This window comes from Sphingobium sp. DN12, from assembly GCF_051058005.1.
Lineage (GTDB): Bacteria > Pseudomonadota > Alphaproteobacteria > Sphingomonadales > Sphingomonadaceae > Sphingobium > Sphingobium yanoikuyae.
The window spans coordinates 4,818,545-4,840,126 of the sequence record NZ_CP173717.1 but is presented as its reverse complement, the minus strand read 5'-3'; the positions used below and the strand labels follow the sequence as shown (position 1 = coordinate 4,840,126).

The window sequence follows — 21,582 nt, the reverse complement described above, 5'->3', positions numbered from 1 at the left end:
CCTCTATTTTAGAAGCGGACCGTGGCTTCCAGGCCATAGGTGCGCGGTTCGTTGAAAATGCCCAGTTGCAGCGACGAAGAGCCGGTCTGGAAGAATGTGTGCTGTTCGTTGAACAGGTTGCGCGACCAGGCCGAAATCTGGAGCTTGGCGTCGCCCTTGAGCGTGATGTCGGCGAGCGACAGGCGGGCATTCACCAGGAAGGAGGAGTCGGTCAGCGCCGCGTCGCTGGACTGGGAATGATAGCCATCGCCGCCATTGGCATCGACATGGGCGCGCAGCGTCGCCCAATTAAGCGGCAGGCTATAGTCGATCGCGCCGCTGAAGGCGTTCTTGGGCGTGTAGACCACGAACACGGTCTGCAGCGCATTGCCGGCAAAGGGGTTGGCCGCCTGTGCCAGATCGCCCTTGGTATAGGCATAGGCGGCGGTCAGCGTCAGCCCCTCGACCGGCATCACCACCAGATCCGCCTCGAAGCCCTTGATCGTGCCATGGCCGTCGACATTGACGGTCTCGATCGTGGTGCGGGTCGGGCCGCCCGGCACTTCGGACAGCACCGCGTTGAAGTCGATCTGCTGATTCTTGTAGATCGTCTTGTAGGCGGCCAGGTTCAGCCGGACATGATGATCGAGGAACTCGCCCTTGAAGCCGATTTCGGAGGTTTCGACCTCCTCGGGCTTATAGGCGCGATAGGTGACGGAGCGCGAATTGGCGCCGCCGGCGCGATAGGCCGTCCCCCATTTGCCATAGAGATGGATATTGTCGGTCGCGTCGAACGCCAGCGTGACGGTCGGGTCGATCCGGCTGCTGGAAATGTCGAAGCGGAAATCCTTGTCGACGCCATTGACCTTGAACAGGTCGCCGCTCTTCTTGTCGCGGGTATAGCGCGCGCCGCCGGTCAGGTGCAGCGCATCGTCCAGGATCGCCGGGGTCCAGGTCGCCTGCCCATAGAGGGCGAAACTGTCCGCCTTGGCGTCGCTGGCACGGTCGGGATAGGGCGTGACCTGGCCGGCTTCCAGCGTCGGCAGCCGGGTCGGCGCGTCGGCCGCGGTTGCGCCCCACTGCATGGTGTAGGGCGCCCAGGCCCAATCCTCGCCCTTTTCATGATAATAATAGGCGCCGGCGACGAAATCGACGCGCGAGAGCGAGCCCACCAGCTGCACTTCCTGGCTGAACTGATTCTGGTCGAGACCCGCCAGACTGTAGCGCGCGAACTTGGCGTAGGGGGCAAAGGCACCCTGATGCGCGCCGCCATTGTCATATTGGCTCTGGCTCAGTTCGCGATAGGAGGTGATGGAGCGCAGGTTGATGCCATCGGCGACCTGCCAGTCCATGTGCAGCGCATGGCCATGGGTCTTGCCGATGCTCTTCTGGATCGGCACGCCGATATCGGCGGTCCTGGCGCGATCGGGCTGGACCTCGACCATGTCCGCGACCGGCAGACGATCCGACTTGCCCAGCATCTGGAAATAATAGGGCGTGCTGGCGTCATAGGAGGTGTCGAAATCATATTGGGCGGAGAAGCGGCTGCTCGGTTCCCACAGGATCGCGCCGTGCATGCCGCGCTGGTCGAGCTGGTTATAATCCTCCTCGCCCGCCATCGGATTGTCGGTGGTGCCGCCGCGCTTGGTGACGAGCGCGTCCAGCTTGACGCTGAAATTGGCGAAGCTGGGCAGGTCGAGATGGGTTTCGACCTTATAGCCGTCATAGTTCATGACGCCCATCGTCTGGCTGAGGTGAAACTCGCCGCTCGGCTTCCTGCTGACGATGCTCAGCGCGCCGCCGGTCGAGTTGCGGCCGAACAAGGTGCCCTGCGGCCCCTTCAGCACCTCGATCCGTTCGATGTCGAACAGGGCGGTGCCCAGCCCCTGCGAGCGGCCGAGATAGACGCCGTCAATATAGATGCCGACGCCAGCGTCGCGGCTGGGCTGGTTGGCGTCGAACGGCACGATGCCGCGAATGCCGACGGTCAGCGCCGAATTGCGCGACGCAAAGGGGGCGATGCGCAGCGACGGCACGGCGCCGTCGCCCAGATCCTTCAGGCTCACCACGCTGCGCGCCTTGAGATCATCGCTGCCCAGCACCGAAATGGCGATCGGCGTCTTCTGCAGATTGGTCTCGGTCTTCTGTGCAGTGACGACAATCGAACCAAGGCCGGCATCTCCTTCGTCAAGCGGCGCGTCCTCCGCATGGGCCGGGGCCGCGAAGCCCGCCCCCATCAGCCCCGCCCCCATCAGCATGGTGCCGGCCAGAATGAGTGCGCGACGGCGCAGGACAGACGAACATTTCATGATGCGTATCCCCCGAATGATGTTGAATTCGGAGGGGCAGTTAGAACGTCTGTATGCAGCCGCAGTTACATATGTATCTCAGTTCGATGACAGGATCAGCGACAATATGACAGCGGCGAGACACGGATATCGCCCCGACGCAGCCTTTGCCAGTTCGGGGGGATATGGCATAAAGGACGCTATGGCGACGGCTGCACATTCGGGAAAAACATCGGAAATCGGCGCAATGGCGCGGCTTATCGAGGCGGTTATCGACCTATGGGAACGTGATGGCGCGAGCGGCACATCGGCCCGTGCGATCAGCCGCCTGGCCCAGACCCCCGTATCCGGAATCTATCATCACTTCGGATCACTGGAACAGTTGTTTCTATCCAGCCACGAGCAGGCCCAGCGCGAGTCGGAGCGCTGGTGCGCGGCGCGGCTGGCGGAACTGGAGGGGGGCGTGCCCCTGTCGCGTGACGCCTTTGCGCCCCTGCTCGCCGCGCTGATCGACCAATGGTGCGAGGAGGAACGCCGGCTGGCCTTCGCCTGGCGCGAATGCCAGCTGATCGCCGCGCGCGATCTCCGCTATGTGCCGGTCTGCGATCGCTGGGCGGCGATGTGGCGCAGTTTCTGGGAAGAGGTCTGCGCGCGCTGTGGCCATCCGGGCCGGGGCGCCTTCACCGCCTATCTGTTCGACGGCGAAGCGACGCTGCACCTGATGCGCTGGCGCCGGCCGGTCGACCGCGCCGCGCTGGACGACATGTGCGCCGGCTGGAACGACTGGCTGTGCGGTCGCCCGGTGCGCGCCGGCCATTGGCGTCAGTTCGCCCGCGAACAGGCCGACCTTGCCCTGCCCGAACAGACGATCAGCAGCGGCACGATGGAACAGATTGCCGAAGCGGCTGCCGATGTGCTGGCGCAGGAGGGCATGGCGGCCCTGACCCATCGCGCCGTCGCCACGCGGGCGGGCCTGACGCTGGGCGTCGTTTCCTATAATTTCCGGTCCAGCGCCGAACTGGTCCGCGCAGCGTTCGAGATGATCTATCGCAAGGCGGTGGACTCGGGCGGCGGCACCGTGCCGGAGGCAGTGACATTGACCGACGAGCAGTTGCTCGCGCGCTATTCCAATCCCCCGCCCCGCAACGACCGCATCCTGCCGGCGATCGACGAACTGATGCTGGCCGCCGCGCGCGACGGCGACCTGCGCGATTTCGCGCCCCAGTTGCGCTATCGGCGCGGTCGTACCAGCGGCGGCCTGCTCCGCGCGATCCTGGGCCGCGATGTCGCGCCGCTGGAAGCCGCGCTCTTTTCCGGCGTCATATCGGGTCATCGCAAGACCTGTTTCGGCCTGACGCCGGCCGAGGCCGCCAGAGCCGGCGCACAGGCCATGCTGGACCTGCGCACGATGGTGCGCGCCGCTGCGGACGCCGCTCAGTCGGAAAGCGCCTGAGCCCGCGCCGCCAATATATCCTCCAGATGGTTGACCGGATCGCCGGCAACCACCCCGCCCTCGACCGGCATGGCGATGCCGGTGATCTGCCGCGCGCGGTCGCTGGCCAGGAACAGGGCCGCCTGCGCCACGTCGTCCGGTACGCCACGCCGCTTCAAGGGCTGGTTGGAGAGATAGACCGCGTCGATCGCGGCATCGACCCGCGCCGCCCGGTCCGCCTCTGCCCCCTGGGCGCTGAAGGAGGACAGGCTGGTGCGGATATGACCGGGCACCAGGCAATTCACGCGGATGCCATGCTGCGCGAGGTCAATCGCTACCGACTTGGAGAATTGGATCAGTCCCGCCTTCGACGCGCGATAGCTCATCATCGCCTGTCCGGCGAGCAGGCCCGCGATCGAGGCATTGTTGAGGATGACGCCGCCGCCATGATCCTTCATGTGCCGGGCCGCCGCCTGCGTCCCCAGCATCGGGCCGAGCAGATTGACCGCCATCACCCGGTCGAAATCGGCCAGACTGTCGTCCAGGAAATGCGGGAAGGGCGCGCAGCTGATCCCGGCATTGTTGAACAGGATGTGCAACCCGCCAAAGGCATCGACCGCGCGCGCGACCATCGCCTGCACCTGGTCCCGGTCGGCGACATCGACGGCCATGAACAGCGCCGATGGCCCGAGCGCGGCGGCCAGCGCGGTGCCGGCCGTCCCATCGCGGTCGGCGATCAGCACTTTGGCACCTTCCGCCACAAACAGCTCCACCGTTGCCCGACCGATGCCGCCCGCGCCGCCGGTGACGATGGCGACCTTGCCCGCCAGTTCCCCTGCCATGCGCCTCAGCCCCGCCGCGTGAAGCGGATCGGCAGCCGCTCGATCGACTGGGTCGCGACCGTGGGCAGATAGCGTATCTCCTCGGGCGCGATCGCCAGTTCGATATCGCCGATCCGCCGGACGATCTCGCGCGCGGCGACCTTTATCTCCATCCGCGCGAGCGCGAGGCCGATGCAGCGATGCACCCCACCGCCAAAGGACAGGTGGCGGCCGATATTGGGCCGGTCGAGGTCGAAGCGGCGCGGATCGGGGAACACATCCTCCTGATCGTTGGCCGAGGCATACATGAGCAGCAGATGCGCGCCGGCCGGCAGGATGCGCCCGCCCAGTTCCACCTCGCGCGTGGTCATGCGCGACAGGCCGCGCACCGGCGGTTCGATCCGCAGCAATTCCTCGACGAAACGGTTCATCAGCCGATCGTCATCCACCGACGCCTGCAGCAAGGTCGCAATCTCCGGCCGGGTCGCGAGAATGTAGAAGAGATTGCCGAGCGCCGTCGCCGTCGTCTCATTGCCGGCGATCAGCAGCGCCCGGATCAGCGACACCGCTTCGGCGAAGGTCAGCGCCTGCCCCTCGGCATCGCGGGCATGGACCAGGTCGGAAATCATGTCCTCGCGTGGGTCGGCCTCGCGCTCGCGCATCTTGGCGATCAGATAATGTTGCAGGTCGCAAATCTCGCGCGCATGGCCCAGCATCTGTTCCCGATCCTGCATCCGGCCGATCTGCGCCGTCACCGCGATCGACCAGCGCGCGATGCGATCCTTCATGTTCCAGTCGAGCCCCAGTTGCTCGCAGATGATCCGCACCGTCAGCGGCACGGCGAAATCCTGCACTGCATCCGCCTCGCCCCGGTCGGCGACGCTGTCGATCAGGTCGGTCACGACCTTGGTGATCCGCGGCTCCAGTTCCTTGACGCGATGCGCGCTGAACGCCTTTTCCATCAGCTTGCGGATGCGGGTGTGATAGGGCGGATCGGACATGATCGCGTCGGGGAAATAGCCGCCGCCCTCGCGCTCCAATATCGCCTGGAACTCCTGCTGGAAGCCCTTGGCCTGCTGCGTGTGATAGCCCTTGTTCACCGAATAGGTGATCGGATCCTGCTGGATCGCGGCGATATCCTCATAGCGGGACACCAGATACATGCCGAGCTTCTCGTCCCAATGGACCGGGTCATGCGACCGCATCGCCGCATAATAAGCACGCGGCCGGGCCGAGATGATCGGATCGGTCATCGACGCGGTGCCGAGCAGTCTGCGCGCTTCGGGCGCCAGGGTGTCTTGCGTCATTGCTGCGCCACCACGACGCGCAGGCCGTCGAGCGCCTGGCTCAGGCGGATCTGACAGGCGAGGCGGCTGGTGTCGCCGACGACATCGGACACCATGTCGAGCATCGCATATTCGATATCGTCGGGCGCGCCGGTGCGATCGACCCAGGCCGGATCGACATGGACCAGGCAGGTCGCGCAGGAACAGGCGCCGCCGCAATCGGCCGCGATGCCGTCGATCCCGTTCGCCTTGGCCAGTTCCATCAGCGACAGGTCGCCCTCCCCGGCGACCGCCTGCTCCACGCCATGCACATCCACAAAGGTGACCCGCACCATCGACATCCTTCTCCTCATGAAGGGGCAGGATGGCCGATGGCGCCGGACGCGGAAAGGCATGGCGCCGCGCAGCCGCTTGACTGGCGCGGCAGGCAGGGCGGCGGCGAGAGGACACGCCAAGTGCGCGTGCAGTCATTGGGTCAGGAAAGGGCGCGGCCTAGTCTTCACAGCAGAAGAGGATGCCATTCGTGCCGACGACGCTCATCGCCAACGCCACCATCTGGGACGCCACCGGCGCGCCTGCCTTTGCCGGCGACCTGCTGATTGAAGGCAACCGCATCCTTGCGGTCGGGCCGGATGCCGCCGCCGGTCATGCGCCGGCCGATCAGGTCATCGACGGCAGCGGCAAGACGCTGATGCCGGGCCTCACCGAAGGCCACGCCCATATCTCCTTCGGCGACGCCGCCTCGACCGAGGATCTGATCGCGCCCTCGCCCGAAGCCCATACGCTCATCACCGCGCGCATGGCCGGCCGCCTGATCGATCAGGGATTCACCAGCTGCTATGGCGCGTCGGCGGCCAAGCTCAAACTGGATGTCGCGGTGCGCGATGCGGTCGATGCCGGCCATATCCCCGGCCCCCGCATCCGCGCCGGATCGACCGAGATCACGGTCACCGGCGGCATGGGCGACGAGAGCAAGCTGCACAATCCGCGCATCGGCATTTCCTGTGTCGTCGACGGGCCGGAGGAGATGCGCCGCGCGGTGCGGCTGGCGATCCGCGAGGGCTGCGACAATATCAAGCTCGATGTCTCAGGCGACCCCTTCTATCCCGGCAGCCCGTCCCATGTGACGCCGATGGCGTTCGAGGAAGTGCAGATGGCAGTCGACACCGCCCATGCCTTCGGCCGCAAGGTGAACGCCCATAGCCGGTCGATAGAAGGTAGCAAATATTGCGTCCGCGCCGGGGTCGATGGCCTGTTCCATGTCGAATATGCCGACAGCGAACTGCTCGACATGCTGGAGGAAGCGAAGGACCGGATCGTCATCGCGCCCTCGATCGGGCTGTTCCATGCGATGATCCATCATGGCGAGCCGTGGATCAGCCGGGCCGCCTGCGACGCGATGGGCATAGCCGCGCTGATCGAAGCGTCGGTCGAGACGCACACCCAATTGCGCAAGCGCGGCATCCGCCACCTGATCGGCGGCGATTATGGCCTGGCCTGGAACCCGCAGGGCACCAATGCCCGCGATATCCAGCTGATGATCGACTATTATGGCTATGACGCCGCCGGCGCGCTGGCCTGCGCCACCCGCAATGGCGGGCAGGCGATGCGCGACCAGGGCGACCTTGGCACACTGGTGCCCGGCGCGCTCGCCGACATGCTGCTGGTGGACGGCGATCCACTGGCCGACGTCACCATCCTTGAAGACAAGAACCGGCTGGCCATGGTGATGAAGGACGGCGCGATCCACCGCATCGCGCCCGGCCTGATCGACTGTGCCACGCCCGCCCAACGGAGAGTTGCATGAACATGGAAAGCGGCCCGATGGCGGCGGGCGACGCCCGCTGCCCGGCGATCAGCACGCAGGATATCATCGCCCGCGACAAGGTCGCCGCGCCCGGCTGGGTGCGCAGCGAATCCTACGCCTTCCAGGGCAGCGAGGACGTGTCGACCGACCGCTATATCGACCCCGATTTCGCCCGGCGCGAGATGGACAGCCTGTGGACGCGCAGCTGGCAATTCGCCTGCCGCGAGGAGCATATACCGGAAATCGGCGACTATCAGGTCTATGAGATCGGCCGCCACAGCTTCATCATCACCCGCGTCGCGGCGGACGAAATCCGCGCCTATTACAACGCCTGCCTGCATCGCGGCACCAAGCTGCGCGCGTCGGGATCGGCCGGCTGTGCCAGCGAGTTCAAATGCAGCTTCCATGGCTGGAGCTGGCACATTGACGGTTCCAGCAAGAGCATCACCTGCCCCTGGGACTTCCCCCATGTCGACCCGGCCAACAACAGCTTGCCGCAGGTCCGCGTGCAGACGCTGGGCGGGTTCGTGTGGATCAACATGGACCCGGACGCACCCAGCCTGGAGGACTATCTGGGCGCCGAGGCGCTGGCCCATATAAAGGCCTGGAAGCTGGAGGATCGCTATATCCACCTCCATGTCCAGAAGAGCTTTCCGGCCAACTGGAAGCTGACGATCGAGGCCTTCATGGAGGCCTATCATGTGATCGAGACCCACCCGCAAGTCGCGCCGTCCAATGCCGACGCGAACAGCCAATATGATGTCTATGGCGATCATGTGAACCGCTTCATTTCCTGCCTGGGCGTTGCCTCGCCGCATCTGGAGGGGCGCTTTTCCGAGCAGGATATTCTCGACCAGTTCACCGTCGGCGACGCATCGGTGCTGAGCGAGGATCGGCCGCAGGTGGGCGATGGCACCGCGCGGCAGGCGATGGCCGACCTGTTCCGCACCATGTTCGGCGCGGCCACCGGCAGCGACCTCAGCGCCACATCCGACAGCGAGATGCTCGACTGTTTCTCCTACACGCTCTTTCCCAACACCTATCTCTTCCCCGGCGTGTCGCTGCCGATGGTCTATCGCTTCCGCCCGGACCCCAGGGATCATCGCCGCTGCATCTATGAGGTCTTCTTCCTGCGCCCGGTGCCGGACGGCGGCGCCCGCCCCGAACCGGCCGAGCCGATCCTGCTGACCGACGATCAGAGCTTCTGCGAGGCGCCGGGCATGGATGCGGGCTTCGGCAAGATACTCGACCAGGATACCGACAATCTGTTCCTGCAACAGGAGGGTATAGAGGCGAGCACCAAGCGCGGCCTGACGCTGGGCAATTATCAGGAAATCCGCATCCGCCATTTCGAGCGGGCGGTCGACCGCTATGTCGCGATGCCGCCGCTGCGGCCCGGACGCTGAGGCAGGCCCATGTCCTTTGCCCTCAACGCCCAACTGGCCGCCAAGCGCCCGCCCCTGCCGACCGCGACGGTGATCGATCCGGTCACCGCCAGCATCATTCGCGGCGCGCTGGAAACCGTCTGCTATGAAGCGACGACCCATCTCGGCCGCGCCGCCTCCTCGCCGATCATCAACCAGTCGAACGAGCGCAACGCGGCGATCGTCGACGCCCATGGGCGGCTGGCCATGGGGTCGATCGGCACGCCGCATCTGACCTTCGTGTCGCAGCTCACCGTCCGCTACGGCCTGATGCGGCAGCAGGATTATGACTGGGGGCCGGGCGATGTCTTCGTCGGCAACGACCCCGATTATGGCGGCGGCCACCTGCCCGACTATAATGTCTATGCGCCGGTCTATGACGCGGCGGGCGAACTGGTGCTGGTCCAGGCGCTGCAGGCGCATCAGGGCGATACCGGCGGCAAGGATCCGGGCGGCTTCACCCTCGACGCCACCGACATCTTCACCGAAGGGCTGGCCATCCCCTGCCTGAAGCTGGTCCATCGCGGCGAAAAACGGCGCGACGCCATCCATCTGCTCGAACGCAACAACCGCTTCCCCAGCTTCGCCGGCGATCTCGCCGCGATGATCGGCGCGGTCGAGAAGGCAACCGTCTCGATCCGCGCGATCCTCGACAAATGGGGGGCGGACATGGTGCGGGCCGCAGTCAATCATGCGATCGACCAGTCGGAACGGCAGATGCGGGCCACCGTCTCCGCCTGGCGGGACGGCCGCTATGACGCGACCGTCCATATCGATCATGACACGATGGGGACCAGGGATATCCGCGTCCAGGTCGGCTGCACCATCGCCGGCGACCAGTTGACCGTCGACCTCAGCGGCACCGACGATCGACAGGATCTGGTCGGCGTTTGGAACACCTTTGCCAATTCGCGCGGCTATATCATGACCCAGATCGCCGCCAGCATCGACCCCGACATCGTCAAGAATGAAGGGCTGTTCAACGCGGTCGAGATCATCCTGCCCGAAGGCTGCATCGCCCATCCGGCGCCCAACCGCCCGGCGGCGCTCGGCTCCTTCCACCCTGCCTGCGAGATTACCGAAGCGGTGTGCGTCGCCCTGTCGCAGGTCGCGCCCGACCGGTCCGCGCCGCAGGTCTACAAGATCGGCATGCCCAATGCGGTGATCGGCTTCGACGCGGGCGGCCAGATGTGGATGGACCAGGGCGTCGATTGCCGGTCGATGGACGTGTCGGCGGTGCAGGGGATCGACGGCTGGGGCAGTTGCCCGGTCTCGCTCGGCAATCTGCTGCTGTCGCAGGCGGAGGATGGCGAAGCGCGCTTCCCGGTGATCAATATTAGCCGCGAACTGGTCACCGACAGCGGCGGCGCGGGCCAGTGGCGTGGTATGCCGGGCAGCCGCAACGTGAAACGGATATTGGAACCGGCAATGGCGATGGCCTGGATGGTCAGCCACGATCATCCGATCAGCGGCCTGGCGGGTGGCGCCGACGGCACCCCCTATCTCAACCATTTTCAGGTCGGGACGCCCGATGAATATCGGGTCGAACTGACGGCGCGGGCGCAACTGCCGGCGGGGGCCGTCATTGCCTATCAGCATGGCGGCGGCGCGGGTTTCGGCCCGGCGCTGCGCCGCGATCCGCAGGCGGTGTGCGAGGATGTGCTGGACGAACTGGTGAGCATCGCCGCCGCCCGCGACCTTTATGGCGTGGTGCTGACCGGCAGCCTGGAGGATTACAGCCTGGCGGTGGACCATGCCGCCACGGCAGCATTGCGCGGGGAGCGGATCGCGGCATGAGCTATCGCGTCGGCATCGACATTGGCGGCACCTTCACCGACTTCGCCCTGCTGAAGGATGGGCCAGAGAACCGGCAGGTCATCCTGCACAAGAATCTGAGCACCCCACAGGATCGCTCGATCGGCGTGATGGAGGGGCTGGAGACGCTGGCCGGCAAGGAGGGGTTGTCGCTGGGCGACTTCCTTGCCCGCTGCGAGGCGATCGTCCACGGCACCACGGTTGCCGACAATATATTGATCGAGATGGACGGCGCCGTCACCGGCCTCATCACCACCCAGGGCTTTCGCGACGAGATGGAATATCGGCGCGGCTACAAGGAAAGCATCTGGGACGTGCGGCTGGAGCCGCCGATCCCGATCGTGCCGCGCCGCCGCCGGCTGACCGTGCCCGAACGGGTGCTGGCCGATGGCAGCGTGCATGAGGCACTGGACGAGGCGGCGGTGCGTGAAGCCTGCGCCAGGCTGCGCAAGCAGGGGGTCGAATCCGTCGCGATCGGCCTGATCTTCGCCCATGTGAATGGCGACCATGAGAACCGGGTGGCGCAGATCGTGGCGGAGGAAATGCCCGGCATCCCCGTCTCGCTCGGCCACCGCATCCTGTCGCGCGCGCCGGAATATGACCGGATCAGCACGACGGTGGTGAACGCCTATGTCGCGCCGCGCGTGAACGCCTATCTCGAACGACTGGTCAGTCGGCTGGCCGACGCCGGCTATGCAAAGCAATTGATGGTGATGCAGGCGTCCGGCGGGGTGATGACCCGCGCCTATATCGAAGCCGCACCGATCCGCCTGCTCGCCTCCGGTCCGGCCGGCGGCGTCATCGCATCGGCGCGCACCGGGGGCGCCAAGGGGTATCGCAACCTGCTGTGCGTCGACATGGGCGGCACCAGTTACGACATGTCGGTGGTGCGGGATGGCGCCGCCCCGGCCGAGGCGGGATGGAACATGCATCACCGCTATCTGGTCGGCGTGCCGATGGTGCAGGTGGAGACGCTGGGCGCGGGTGGCGGATCGATCTGCCATGTCGACAAGGGGGAACTGAAGGTCGGCCCCGCCTCTGCCGGCGCGGCGCCGGGACCGATCTGCTATGGCCGGGGCGGGTTGCGGCCGACCGTCACCGACGCGCTGCTGATGCTGGGCATCCTCTCCACCGGCGAAGGCTTTGCCGGCGGCAGCTTCCGCCTGCGCGACGAGGGCGTGGCGGAGGCGTTCGCGGCATTGGGCGCGGAGCTGGGCTATGATGCGCAGCAGGCGGCGTTCGATTGCTGGCGGCTGGTCAACGCCAATATGACCCAGGCGGTGCGGCGCACGACGGCGGCCAAGGGCATGGACCCGGCCGACATGGTGATGCTCGCCTATGGCGGCAACGGCCCGGCCTTCGCCGCGATCCAGGCGCAGGATCTGGGGATCGGCCAGGTGCTGGTGCCCCGCGCCTCCCCCACTTTCTCCGCGCTCGGCACGCTGGTCGCCCATCCCGCGATCGATGAAGAACGATCGTGCAGCGCGCGCGCCGATGCGCTGGATCTCGACCGGCTGCGCGGCCTGTGGGCCGATCTGGCGGCCGATGCCGCCGCGCATTTCGGCGAGGCGGGCTTTGCCGCCGATACAGTGCAGGCGCGCTGGCGGGTGGCGATGCGCTATGCCGGGCAGAATTGGGCACTGACCTTCGACCTGCATGAAGGCCGGGGGCTGGATGATCTGGGCTTCGTCGACGACACCCTGTCGGCCCGCGCCATCGCCGCCTTCAACGCGCGGCATCTGGCCGAATATGGCCATGTCCGCGAGGGTGAGGTGCCGGAAATCACCGGCGTGCGCCTGACCGCCCAGGTCGAAACGCCGATGCCGCCCGCCGGTGGCGGCTTCACCGCGCCGGTGGTGGAGACCGCGCCCCATGGCCATCGCCGCGCCAATCTGGGCGATGGCTTTGCCGATGTCGCGATCCACAAGGGGCCGGACCTGATCCCCGGTGCCCGCGTCACCGGCCCGGCGATCATCGAGGAGGTCTTCACCACCATCGCCGTCTATCCCGGCTGGCAGGCGCGGGTCGATGATGTCGGCGACTATCTGCTGGTGCGCCAGTCGTGACGGCGCTGGCCGGGCTGGTGATCGTGGAGACGGCGGAGCGGGTAGCGGGCGAATTTGCCGCCCGGTTGCTGGCCGATTTCGGCGCGGAGGTGATCAAGGTCGAAGCGCCCGGCGGCGCCCCGACCCGCGCCATGGGTCCGTTTCATGAGGGGCAGAGCACCTTGTTCCGCTATCTCAACAGCAACAAGAAATCGGTGCTGCTCGATCTTGAAGCGCCGCAGGAGCGCGCCCTGATCGACCGGCTGCTGGCGCGCGCCGATGCGCTGATCGACGATCATGGGCCGGACTGGGCGACGCAACACGGACTGGCGCTGGGGAGCCAGCCCGATATCGTCCATTGCGCGATCACGCCCTTTGGCCAGGACGCCCCGCCCCATTGGCAGATTGCCCGCCCGATCAACGTCATGAATGCTGGTGGCTGGGCCTGGCACACGCCCAGCGAGAGCGCGCCCGACCGGCCGCCGCTGATGGGCGCGGGCCGGTTCATGACCGATTATGAGGCGGGGCTGGAGGCCGCGCTCTGCACCGCCGCGTCGCTGCTGCGCAAGCGGCGCACCGGTAGCGGACAGGCGATCGACATCAGCGAAGTCGCGGTCCAGCTGTCGCGGGCTGACTGCGTGCTCGGCCGGATGCTGGCGGGGGATGCGGAGCCGGGGCCGGAGCGCACCCGCTATGACATGGGCGGGCCGGGCGCCGCCTTCGCCTGCGCCGATGGCCATGTCTATCTGCTGATGACGACGCGCGCGCACTGGCGCGGGCTGTGTGCGCTGATGGGCGATCCCGAATGGGCCGCGGCCTTCCCGGAGGACTGGCTGGAATATCATTGCACGCCCGATCGGGTCGCCGATTTTCGCCGTCATTTCCGCGTCTGGATCGCGACCCAAGCCAAGGATGTCGTGGCGCAGGCGGCACAGCAGGCGGGCGTGCCGCTGGTGCAGGTCAACAGCGCCGCCGACCTGATCGACCATGTCCAATATCGGCATCGCGGCTTCTTCCAGTCGCTGGGCGGTGCGCTGCACCCGACCGTACCCTATCGCATGAGCGCCTCGCCGGTGCAGCTGCACAGTCCGGCCCCCGCGGCGGGCGCCGATCAGGCGATGCTGGCATGAACCGGGGCGGACCGCTGGCCGGTGTCCGTGTGCTGGAGATCGCCAAGGTCTGGGCCGGTCCCTATGCCGGCAAGCTGCTCGCCTTCCTCGGCGCGGAGGTCATCAAGGTCGAAAGCCGCGCCAATCTGGACGAGATGCGCGCCTATGGCGGGGTCGATATCGACAGCGCCCCCTATTTCCGCAGCATCAACCAGGAGGTGCTGAGCGTCCAGCTCGACATGAAATCGGATGAGGGCATGGCCCATCTGCGCGCGATGATCGCCGCGTCCGATGTGCTGATCGACAATCTGCGGCCCGGCGCGATGGAACGATCGGGCCTGGGCTATGAGGATGTCCGCGCGATCCGCCCCGACATCATCCAGCTGTCGATCAAAATGTATGGCAGTGACGGGCCGCTCGGCTACCAGACCGGCTATGCCCCCTGTTTCGCGGCGCTGGGCGGGCTCAATGCACTCGTCGGCCATGTGGGCGAGACACCGGCGGGGATGAATATCCGCTATGGCGATTCGACCGTCGGCACCGCCGCCGCGCTGGCGATTGTCGCCGCACTTCACCATCGCGAGACGAGCGGCGAGGGCCAGTTTATCGACCTGTCTGCGGTCGAGACGCTGTCGATGATGGTCGGTGACAGCCTGTTCGCCTATGGCCTGACCGGCGAACTGCCGCAGGCGACGGGCAATGCCCATGCCGACATGGCGCCTCATGGCTGCTATCCTTGCGCTAACGGGCAATGGATCAGTCTCGCCATCGCCGACGATCGGGAATGGACGGCCTTCTGTGCCACCATCGATGCGCAGGCGCTGGCCGCCGATCCCCGCTTCGCCGATGCGGCCGCCCGCATCGCCAACCGGAACGCGCTTGATGCAGCGCTCGCCGGGCTCAGTCCCGAATGGGATGCCGAGGCGATGGCGCAGGCGCTGCTTCTGGCGGGCGTGCCGGCCTTTCGCAGCCAGTCCTCGCTCGACCTGATCGGGAGCGAGGCGCTCTGGGCACTGGGCGCCTATCGCATGGTCAGCGACGCCAAAGGCGAAGCCCGGCCGGTCATCGGGCCGGGCTGGCGCATGACACCGGACGAGGCCAGCATCACCCGTGGCGCGCCGTTGCTCGGCGAGCATAACCATCTGGTCTATGGCGAGATATTGGGATTGAGTGACAGCGAAATTGACGACCTGATCGCCCGTCGCGTCATTTGGTAATCAGCCGCTCTTGCAAGTTGATCCGCAGCCATTAGATTTTTGCGAACGATTCGCAAAAAGGAAAGAAGATGGCGCAGCCCAATGTCTATCAGGTGTCGGACTGGAACGGATCGAGCGGCGAACGCTGGGTCACGCACCGGCAGCGGCTCGACGCGATGCTCGCGCCCTTTGGCGATGCGGCGATGGCGGCGGCGACGGTTCAGCCGGGCGAGCGCGTGCTGGACGTGGGATGCGGCGCGGGCACCAGCAGCATCGCGCTTGCCCGCCAGGTCGGCGCGACCGGCGAGGTGCTGGGCCTCGACATTTCCGGGCCGCTGATCGCCCTCGCCCAATCGCAGCAGCCCGCCGACCTGCCGGTCCGCTACGCGCTGGCCGATGCCGGCAGTGCGACATTGACCACCCATGGCTTCAACCTGCTCTTCTCGCGCTTCGGCGTGATGTTCTTCGACGATCCGGTGGCCAGTTTCGCGCATATGCGGCGCTGGCTCCGGCCGGGCGGACGGATCGCCTTCGTCTGCTGGCGGGCGGCGGCGGACAATGACTGGGTGCGCCTGCCAATGGGCGCGATCCGTGATATCGTGCTGCCGCTGGCGCCGCCCGATCCCGAAGCGCCCGGCCCCTTCTCCTTTGGCGATCCGGCACGGGTAACGCGTATCCTGACCGACGCCGGCTTTGCCGCAATCGACCTCGCCCCGATCGATGGCGTCATCCCCTTCGGCCAGGGCACCGATCGCGAGGCGGCGCTGGACGATGCGCTCGCCATGGCGTTCGAGGTCGGCCCGCTCTCCCGCGCGCTGGCCGATCAGCCTGCCGATGTGCGGGATCGCGCCGCCCAGGCTGTGCGCCAGGCCTTCGCCGCGCGGGCCGGCGAGACCGCCATCCTGATCGACGGCGCCGCCTGGATCGTCACCGCCATCAATCCGGGCTAGAGTAGCCGCACCGGCCGGGATATAGGCGCGCCATGACCGAGCATTCCGCCTATCGCCAGATCGGCCTCATCGGCACCGGCCGGGTCGCCCGCGCGCTGGCGCTGGCGCTGGCGCCGCACAGCGCCGCGCCGATCCTGGTGCAGGGGCGCAATCCGGATCATGCCGCTGCAGCGGTCGAGGCGATCGGCCGTGCGCAGGCCGTTACCCTGTCATCTTCGCTGTCATCCAATTGCGACCTGATCCTGCTGGCGGTGGTGGATGATGCCCTGCCGGCAGTGATCGCGGGCCTGGCTACCATGCCCATGTCCGCCACCATCTGCCATGTCAGCGGGCGCAGCGGCGCGGCGCTGCTCGATCCGCTCCGGGCGCAGGGCGCGACCACCGCCGCCGTTCATCCCGCCATGACCTTCACCGGCGATCCGGCCGCCGAAGTCGCGCGGATGCAGGGCGCCCGTTTCGCCATCACCGGCGCCGACGCGCCCTCTATCGCGGCGGCGCGCAGGCTGGTCGCGCTGCTCGGTGGCGTAGCGGTCGAGGTCGCGGAGGCGCATCGCCCCCTTTATCATGCCGCCCTCTGCCATGCGGCCAATCATCTGGTGACGCTGATCGCCGGGGCCTCCGATGCGCTGGCGGCGGCCGGCGTGGCGGAGCCCGGCGCGCTGCTGGCGCCGCTGGTCCGGGCCGCACTCGACAACAGCCTGGATCGCGGGATCGACGCCCTGTCCGGCCCATTGCTGCGCGGCGACCGGGAGACGATCGGCAATCATCTGACGGCACTGAACGCGCACGCACCCGAGCTGCTGCCAGCCTATCGCGCCATGGCGCTGGCGACGCTCGACGCGCTGGACCGGGACGAGGGCGCGCTGCGCGACGATCTTGGAGCGCTGGCCGATTAGATTGAATCGGCCAGCGCTCCAATTGTCTTTTGTTTTTCGCATTCTGCGAGCCATCGGCTGTTCCAGCCGATTTCAGAACGCTCTAGCCGGCAAAGCGGCTGTTGATCATCCGGGTGGTCGACCAGCCGCCGTCCACCGCGATCACCTGGCCGTTGATATATTCGCCTTTGTCGGAACAGAGGAAGGCGACGACATGGGCGACATCCTCCGGCGCACAATCGCGGTAGAAGGGGGTCAGCCCCTGGTTGATCCGCTGGAAGGCGGGATAGTTCCAGGCGGCATCGGTCATCGGCGTGCGCACCACGGTCGGCGCGACGATGTTCGATCTTATGCCCTGTTCGCCATATTGCGCCGCCATCGTCTGGGTGAGGCCGGTCAGCCCCGCCTTCACCGCGCAATAGATGCCGCCATCCATCCCGCCCATGATGCCGAAGGTGGACCCGATAGTGACGATCGCCGACCCCATGCCCATATGCGGCAACACGGCCCGGCACAGGCGGAACGGCGCGCGCAGCGACAGGCCGATCACTTCGTCCAGCATGGCGTCGCTGGTGTCATGCACCGGTGCCCAGACCCCCGCGCCGGCATTGTTGACCAGATGATCGACCCGCCCGAACCGGGCCGTTGCCTCCGCCACGATCCTGTCCGGCGCATCCTCATCGCCAATGTCGGCCGCGACAAAGGCAAAGGCGGCGTCCTGCGGCAGTGCGGCCGCCAGCGCGGCGAGCTTGTCCGCGCTGCGGCCGGTGCCCAGCACGGCCACGCCATCGGCGCACAGGGCGCGCACGATCGCGGCGCCAATGCCGCCGGCCGCGCCGGTGACGATCGCGACCTTCTGTTCCGTCATGCCGTCATCCTCTGCTGCTCGTTCGCCCGCGCCGCAATGTCGCCCGCCGCGACAAAGCCGAAGGTCAGTGCCGGACCGATCGTCGCACCGGCGCCGGGATAGCAATCGCCAAAGGGACTCGCGGCGCAATTGCCGGCGGCATAGAGATGCGGGATCGGCCGGCCGCCGCCATCCAGCACCCGTGCCTGCGCATCGCAGCGCAGCCCGCCCTTGGTGCCCAGATCGCCATTGTTGATCGGCACCGCATAGAAGGGCGCGGTATCGATCGGCCCCAGATTGGGGTTGGGGGTGACGCCGGGATCGCCGAAGAAGCGATCATAGATATTGCCGCCCCGGCCAAATTCGGGATCGACGCCGGTCTGCGCATAGCCATTCATCACCTGCACGGTTTCGCTCAATGCCTGCGGCGCGATGCCGATCTTGCGCGCCAGTTCCTCGATCGATCCGGCGCGGAAGACATAATGGTCCCACCAATGGCCGGGAATGCGATGGTCGGGCGTATGGACCGTAGGCATCAGCCCGCCGGCGCTGAACTTTGCCCGGAACTTTGCGTCGAAGATCAGCCAGCAGGGCATGTTGGCGCCGGTCTTTAGCTGATCCGCCACCATCGCCTGGCCGAACCGGTCATAGCCGGTCGCCTCATTAACGAAGCGCAGCCCCAGCCGGTTGACGCACACGCTCCACGGCCGGCCGACATCGAAAGCGGCCTGATGGATTTCGTGGAAATTGGCGGCGCCCGGCGCCGGCAGGGTCATGGTCGGTATCCACCAGCCCTGATCGGTATGGGCGAGCGATGCGCCGATCGCTTCCGCCGCGATCAATGCGTCGCCGCGATTGCCTTCCTCCGGGGTCGAACTGTGGCGGGCGAGACCGGGCACCGGGTAGAAACGGTCGCGCAGCGCCTGATTCCATTCAAAGCCGCCGGCCGCCAGCACCACGCCATGGCGCGCGCCAATCTGCTGCACCTGCCCGAAGCGGCGGACGGTGATGCCCGACACGCGGCCGTCAGCGCCGAGCGTCAGCCCTTCCAGCGCCGTTTCCAGCCGCAGCTCGACACCGCGCGCGAACAATTGCTGGTAGAGCGCGCCCATCAGCCCCGCCCCCTGGGTGAAGCGCCGGTCCCGCGCCGACAGGCGCCGCGTGCCGATGTCGAGCCAGTAGCGCGCGATCATCTTCGCCGCGGTCCAGCGCCAGCCGCGCTGCTGCATCATCAGGGCGAAGGTCTGGCCAAGGTCCATCGCATAGCGGCGGAACAGCGTGAATCGGCTATATTGCGCCCGCATCAGCGGATAGCGATCATCACCCAATTGCCGCCCGTCGAAGGTGGGGCAGATGATCGAGCGATCGGCCCGCGCGCCCGGCGCATCGGGAAAATAATCGGGCCAGGCCGCCGCCATCACCGGCACGCCGCTGTCCTTGAGGAAGCGCAGCATTTCCGGCGCGCGATCGACATAGGCGGCCAGCCGTTCCGCATCGACCGGCACGCCGATGACGCTGCGCAGATAGCGCAACGCCTCGACCGCGCTGTCGCCCCGGTCGCCGTCCAGCCCATGGCCCGGCACCCACATTACCCCACCCGAAGTGGCCGATGTGCCGCCGAACTGATGCGCCTTCTCCACGATCAGGACGGAGAGGCCGAGATCCGCGCCGCGCAAGGCTGCCATGGCGCCGGCCGCGCCCGATCCGACGACGATGAGGTCGAAGCTCTCCATCATCAGAAGCTCGGCACCGCGTCGAGATGCGATCCGGGCGGGAAGCAGAAATATTCGAGATAATGGCCCAGATCGGCGCGCGCATCGAAATAGGCATAGGTGCCGCCCATCGTGTCCCAGGCGATCGACATCGCCCAGCGGGCTTTGGCCGCCGCGACCGCCGCGTCAAAGGCGGCGCGATCGCCGAAATGCCGGCCCTGATGATGATAATGAAGGCCAAAGCCCTCCGCCGGCAGTCCCCATCGATAGACGGCGATGTCGCCCGACAGGGGCTGAATGATCTCGAACTGCAGTTCATCCCTGGTCGCCAGCGCGAAATGGGCGACCGCCTGCCGGTCCTGCCCGGTGTCGAACAGCGCGTCGGGCATTTCCATATAATGGCCGATGCCGTGCAGCGCGCCGATCTCGTCCATCGCCCGGCGCCAGTCGGTGGTCACATAGGCATGCTGATAATAGTCCCGGCGCACGGATCGCCCTCTCCTGCTCTGTTCTTCTGCCAGCCACTATCGAAGGCAGGGCAGCGAAGCGGAATGACCCCGGCGGCAGCGCCGCTTGCACCGGCACGCGCATCGGGTTGCGGGCAATTGCCGCGCCCGTCGGCCCATGATGAATGGGGCCATGACCATGCTGACCTTCACCGCCGTCGCCCATGTCGACGATGTGCCGCCAGGCACTGCCAAGGCCGTCGCCGTCGATGGCGAGAGCATCCTCCTGTGCCACAGCAATGGCCGGCTGTTCGCGGTCGCCAATCGCTGCTCCCATGCCGACGAGCCGCTCGCCTGCGGCCGGGTGCGCGCGGGCTGGATCGCCTGCCCGGTCCATGGCGCACGCTTCGATCTGGAAACCGGCCGCGCCATGAACCCGCCGGCCAAGGCACCCATCAGGGTCTATGAATTGCGGATTGTGGACGACCGGATCGAGATCGCGCGCTAGTCCCTGCGCGGCTGCATCAGGGCCAGGAAATCCGCCAGCGCCAGTCGTGCGTCGAGCTGGGTGAAGAGGCGGATCGAGCGGCCGGGGATTTCCGCGCCATAGCGGGAATCGTCCAGCAGGCGCCGGCCCGAGATGATCGACGAGGCACTGCTCTCCGCAGACACGGACGTCAGCAACACCATCGGACTGTCGCCCAGGGTGATAGCGCCGCCCAGCTGAACGAAAGGCGGCAGATCGGCATAGCGGCCATAGAGCCAGTTCGTCGCGGGCGACATCGGCCGCAAGGTCGCCGTCATTTCCGCCACCGACATCTGTAGCTGGCGATAGGCGCCGGCGGGAATTTGCCAGATCGGCATGCGGCTCCGTTCGATCACGGCACGCGCGGCTTCCAGATCGGTGGACAGATTATATTCGCTGCCACCCTGCGGATAGTCGGCGCCGCCGATCCAGACCAGGGTCATGCGATCGGCGATCGCCGGCTCCAACTGCAACGCCTGGGCAAGGTTGGTGAGCGGTCCGCCGCAGGTGAAGAAGAGCGGCAGCGGATCGTCGCGCATCGCCTCCGCCACGATCACCCGTGCCGCCGCCGACGCCTGTGCCCCGGCGATGCCGAACTGCTCGCTGCCTGCGATCACCGGGCAGAGGTTCGTCAGACCCATGATCTGCATCAGGTCCAGCGCGGCCTGTCTGCCCGCCGCGGCGGTCGCGCCGGCCGGCTGCCCGCCCAGCGCCGCAAGCTTCGCGTCGAGCGCCGATGTCGTCACCAGCACCGGCCGCGCCGCCTTCGTCGCCAATTGATGCGCGAGCGCGATCAGGCCGTCGGGATCGCCGGCGAAATCATTGTCGATGATGATCCGTGCCTTGGGCGACTGCCGGATCACCGGCAGGGCAGATCGGGCGGCGCTGCCGATCATCAGGCTGGCGCCCGCTGCGATGAACCCGCGCCGATCGATCCTTGTCCGCATGCCTCTCCCCTGTCTGGACCGAGGGCTGGCATGGGGCAGCCAAAGGGTCAAATAGCGATTTGCAGGTAGCCCATAGG

At 66.9% G+C, this 21,582-nt stretch carries 18 protein-coding genes; 10 read left to right on the top strand and 8 right to left on the bottom strand.

The window, feature by feature from the left end:
• Positions 1–8: 8 nt before the first annotated feature.
• Positions 9–2,288: a TonB-dependent receptor gene (locus tag ACI6S0_RS23060; RefSeq protein ID WP_434404482.1), complete on the bottom strand. Its 2,280-nt coding sequence runs from the start codon at positions 2,286–2,288 to the stop codon at positions 9–11.
• A 226-nt stretch (positions 2,289–2,514) separates the two neighbouring features.
• Here ACI6S0_RS23060 and ACI6S0_RS23055 point away from each other — a divergent pair, with 226 nt between their 5' ends.
• A complete protein-coding gene (locus tag ACI6S0_RS23055) occupies positions 2,515–3,720 on the top strand; it encodes a TetR/AcrR family transcriptional regulator (protein ID WP_434404481.1) in 1,206 nt (401 codons plus the stop codon).
• Here the strand turns inward: ACI6S0_RS23055 and ACI6S0_RS23050 are convergent.
• From ACI6S0_RS23050 to ACI6S0_RS23040, 3 genes are read right to left on the bottom strand one after another with little or no spacing between them, the layout of a single operon-like run.
• Positions 3,702–4,541 (bottom strand): SDR family NAD(P)-dependent oxidoreductase, encoded by an 840-nt coding sequence (locus ACI6S0_RS23050; RefSeq protein WP_434404480.1) that lies wholly within the window; start codon positions 4,539–4,541, stop codon positions 3,702–3,704. The genes ACI6S0_RS23055 and ACI6S0_RS23050 overlap by 19 nt on opposite strands.
• Before the next feature lie 5 nt (positions 4,542–4,546).
• The gene (locus ACI6S0_RS23045) at positions 4,547–5,827 is read right to left on the bottom strand and encodes a cytochrome P450 (RefSeq protein ID WP_434404479.1); all 1,281 of its coding nucleotides are present in this window, start codon (positions 5,825–5,827) and stop codon (positions 4,547–4,549) included.
• Entirely contained in the window at positions 5,824–6,147 is a 324-nt protein-coding gene (locus ACI6S0_RS23040) for a 2Fe-2S iron-sulfur cluster-binding protein (RefSeq protein WP_434404478.1), read from the bottom strand. The genes ACI6S0_RS23045 and ACI6S0_RS23040 overlap by 4 nt, the downstream gene beginning before the upstream one ends.
• A gap of 173 nt (positions 6,148–6,320) precedes the next feature.
• On the opposite strand from ACI6S0_RS23040, the gene ACI6S0_RS23035 reads away from it, so the two are divergent.
• The 8 genes from ACI6S0_RS23035 to ACI6S0_RS23000 all read left to right on the top strand — a co-directional run bounded on the left by ACI6S0_RS23035 (position 6,321) and on the right by ACI6S0_RS23000 (position 17,048).
• A complete protein-coding gene (locus ACI6S0_RS23035) occupies positions 6,321–7,613 on the top strand; it encodes an amidohydrolase family protein (protein ID WP_434404477.1) in 1,293 nt (430 codons plus the stop codon).
• A complete protein-coding gene (locus tag ACI6S0_RS23030; protein WP_434404476.1) occupies positions 7,610–9,019 on the top strand; it encodes an aromatic ring-hydroxylating oxygenase subunit alpha in 1,410 nt (469 codons plus the stop codon). Before ACI6S0_RS23035 ends, ACI6S0_RS23030 begins: the two co-directional genes overlap by 4 nt.
• Positions 9,020–9,028: 9 nt before the next feature.
• On the top strand, positions 9,029–10,834 hold the full coding sequence (locus ACI6S0_RS23025) for a hydantoinase B/oxoprolinase family protein (protein ID WP_434404475.1): 1,806 nt from the start codon (positions 9,029–9,031) through the stop codon (positions 10,832–10,834).
• A complete protein-coding gene (locus ACI6S0_RS23020) occupies positions 10,831–12,918 on the top strand; it encodes a hydantoinase/oxoprolinase family protein (RefSeq protein ID WP_434404474.1) in 2,088 nt (695 codons plus the stop codon). The genes ACI6S0_RS23025 and ACI6S0_RS23020 overlap by 4 nt, the downstream gene beginning before the upstream one ends.
• The gene (locus tag ACI6S0_RS23015) at positions 12,915–14,027 is read left to right on the top strand and encodes a CaiB/BaiF CoA transferase family protein (protein WP_434404473.1); all 1,113 of its coding nucleotides are present in this window, start codon (positions 12,915–12,917) and stop codon (positions 14,025–14,027) included. The genes ACI6S0_RS23020 and ACI6S0_RS23015 overlap by 4 nt, the downstream gene beginning before the upstream one ends.
• The gene (locus ACI6S0_RS23010) at positions 14,024–15,223 is read left to right on the top strand and encodes a CaiB/BaiF CoA transferase family protein (RefSeq protein ID WP_434404472.1); all 1,200 of its coding nucleotides are present in this window, start codon (positions 14,024–14,026) and stop codon (positions 15,221–15,223) included. The genes ACI6S0_RS23015 and ACI6S0_RS23010 overlap by 4 nt, the downstream gene beginning before the upstream one ends.
• A gap of 68 nt (positions 15,224–15,291) precedes the next feature.
• Entirely contained in the window at positions 15,292–16,152 is an 861-nt protein-coding gene (locus ACI6S0_RS23005) for a class I SAM-dependent methyltransferase (RefSeq protein WP_434404471.1), read from the top strand.
• Between the two features lie 32 nt (positions 16,153–16,184).
• On the top strand, positions 16,185–17,048 hold the full coding sequence (locus tag ACI6S0_RS23000; RefSeq protein ID WP_434404470.1) for a Rossmann-like and DUF2520 domain-containing protein: 864 nt from the start codon (positions 16,185–16,187) through the stop codon (positions 17,046–17,048).
• An 82-nt stretch (positions 17,049–17,130) separates the two neighbouring features.
• Here the strand turns inward: ACI6S0_RS23000 and ACI6S0_RS22995 are convergent, their stop codons facing one another.
• The 3 genes from ACI6S0_RS22995 to ACI6S0_RS22985 are packed head-to-tail and all read right to left on the bottom strand — an operon-like array spanning position 17,131 to position 20,074.
• Positions 17,131–17,895: an SDR family NAD(P)-dependent oxidoreductase gene (locus ACI6S0_RS22995; RefSeq protein WP_434404469.1), complete on the bottom strand. Its 765-nt coding sequence runs from the start codon at positions 17,893–17,895 to the stop codon at positions 17,131–17,133.
• Positions 17,892–19,610, bottom strand: coding sequence for an FAD-dependent oxidoreductase (locus tag ACI6S0_RS22990; protein ID WP_434404468.1), 1,719 nt, complete (start codon positions 19,608–19,610; stop codon positions 17,892–17,894). Before ACI6S0_RS22990 ends, ACI6S0_RS22995 begins: the two co-directional genes overlap by 4 nt.
• The gene (locus ACI6S0_RS22985; protein WP_434404467.1) at positions 19,610–20,074 is read right to left on the bottom strand and encodes a hypothetical protein; all 465 of its coding nucleotides are present in this window, start codon (positions 20,072–20,074) and stop codon (positions 19,610–19,612) included. Before ACI6S0_RS22985 ends, ACI6S0_RS22990 begins: the two co-directional genes overlap by 1 nt.
• Before the next feature lie 151 nt (positions 20,075–20,225).
• Between ACI6S0_RS22985 and ACI6S0_RS22980 the strand changes: the two genes are divergently transcribed.
• Positions 20,226–20,540, top strand: a complete 315-nt coding sequence (locus tag ACI6S0_RS22980; RefSeq protein ID WP_251007528.1) for a Rieske (2Fe-2S) protein — start codon at positions 20,226–20,228, stop codon at positions 20,538–20,540.
• Here the strand turns inward: ACI6S0_RS22980 and ACI6S0_RS22975 are convergent.
• Entirely contained in the window at positions 20,537–21,505 is a 969-nt protein-coding gene (locus ACI6S0_RS22975) for a nucleoside hydrolase (protein WP_434404466.1), read from the bottom strand. The two genes, ACI6S0_RS22980 and ACI6S0_RS22975, sit on opposite strands and share 4 nt — an antisense overlap.
• Between the last annotated feature and the right edge of the window lie 77 nt (positions 21,506–21,582).

What these genes read in the sequence shown, in the direction of transcription:
- ACI6S0_RS23060 (WP_434404482.1), bottom strand. Translation starts at nt 2,288, where the DNA reads ATGAAATGTTCGTCTGTCCTGCGCCGTCGCGCACTCATTCTGGCCGGC.
- ACI6S0_RS23055 (WP_434404481.1), top strand. Translation starts at nt 2,515, where the DNA reads ATGGCGCGGCTTATCGAGGCGGTTATCGACCTATGGGAACGTGATGGC.
- ACI6S0_RS23050 (WP_434404480.1), bottom strand. Translation starts at nt 4,541, where the DNA reads ATGGCAGGGGAACTGGCGGGCAAGGTCGCCATCGTCACCGGCGGCGCG.
- ACI6S0_RS23045 (WP_434404479.1), bottom strand. Translation starts at nt 5,827, where the DNA reads ATGACGCAAGACACCCTGGCGCCCGAAGCGCGCAGACTGCTCGGCACC.
- ACI6S0_RS23040 (WP_434404478.1), bottom strand. Translation starts at nt 6,147, where the DNA reads ATGTCGATGGTGCGGGTCACCTTTGTGGATGTGCATGGCGTGGAGCAG.
- ACI6S0_RS23035 (WP_434404477.1), top strand. Translation starts at nt 6,321, where the DNA reads ATGCCATTCGTGCCGACGACGCTCATCGCCAACGCCACCATCTGGGAC.
- ACI6S0_RS23030 (WP_434404476.1), top strand. Translation starts at nt 7,610, where the DNA reads ATGAACATGGAAAGCGGCCCGATGGCGGCGGGCGACGCCCGCTGCCCG.
- ACI6S0_RS23025 (WP_434404475.1), top strand. Translation starts at nt 9,029, where the DNA reads ATGTCCTTTGCCCTCAACGCCCAACTGGCCGCCAAGCGCCCGCCCCTG.
- ACI6S0_RS23020 (WP_434404474.1), top strand. Translation starts at nt 10,831, where the DNA reads ATGAGCTATCGCGTCGGCATCGACATTGGCGGCACCTTCACCGACTTC.
- ACI6S0_RS23010 (WP_434404472.1), top strand. Translation starts at nt 14,024, where the DNA reads ATGAACCGGGGCGGACCGCTGGCCGGTGTCCGTGTGCTGGAGATCGCC.
- ACI6S0_RS23005 (WP_434404471.1), top strand. Translation starts at nt 15,292, where the DNA reads ATGGCGCAGCCCAATGTCTATCAGGTGTCGGACTGGAACGGATCGAGC.
- ACI6S0_RS23000 (WP_434404470.1), top strand. Translation starts at nt 16,185, where the DNA reads ATGACCGAGCATTCCGCCTATCGCCAGATCGGCCTCATCGGCACCGGC.
- ACI6S0_RS22995 (WP_434404469.1), bottom strand. Translation starts at nt 17,895, where the DNA reads ATGACGGAACAGAAGGTCGCGATCGTCACCGGCGCGGCCGGCGGCATT.
- ACI6S0_RS22990 (WP_434404468.1), bottom strand. Translation starts at nt 19,610, where the DNA reads ATGATGGAGAGCTTCGACCTCATCGTCGTCGGATCGGGCGCGGCCGGC.
- ACI6S0_RS22980 (WP_251007528.1), top strand. Translation starts at nt 20,226, where the DNA reads ATGACCATGCTGACCTTCACCGCCGTCGCCCATGTCGACGATGTGCCG.
- ACI6S0_RS22975 (WP_434404466.1), bottom strand. Translation starts at nt 21,505, where the DNA reads ATGCGGACAAGGATCGATCGGCGCGGGTTCATCGCAGCGGGCGCCAGC.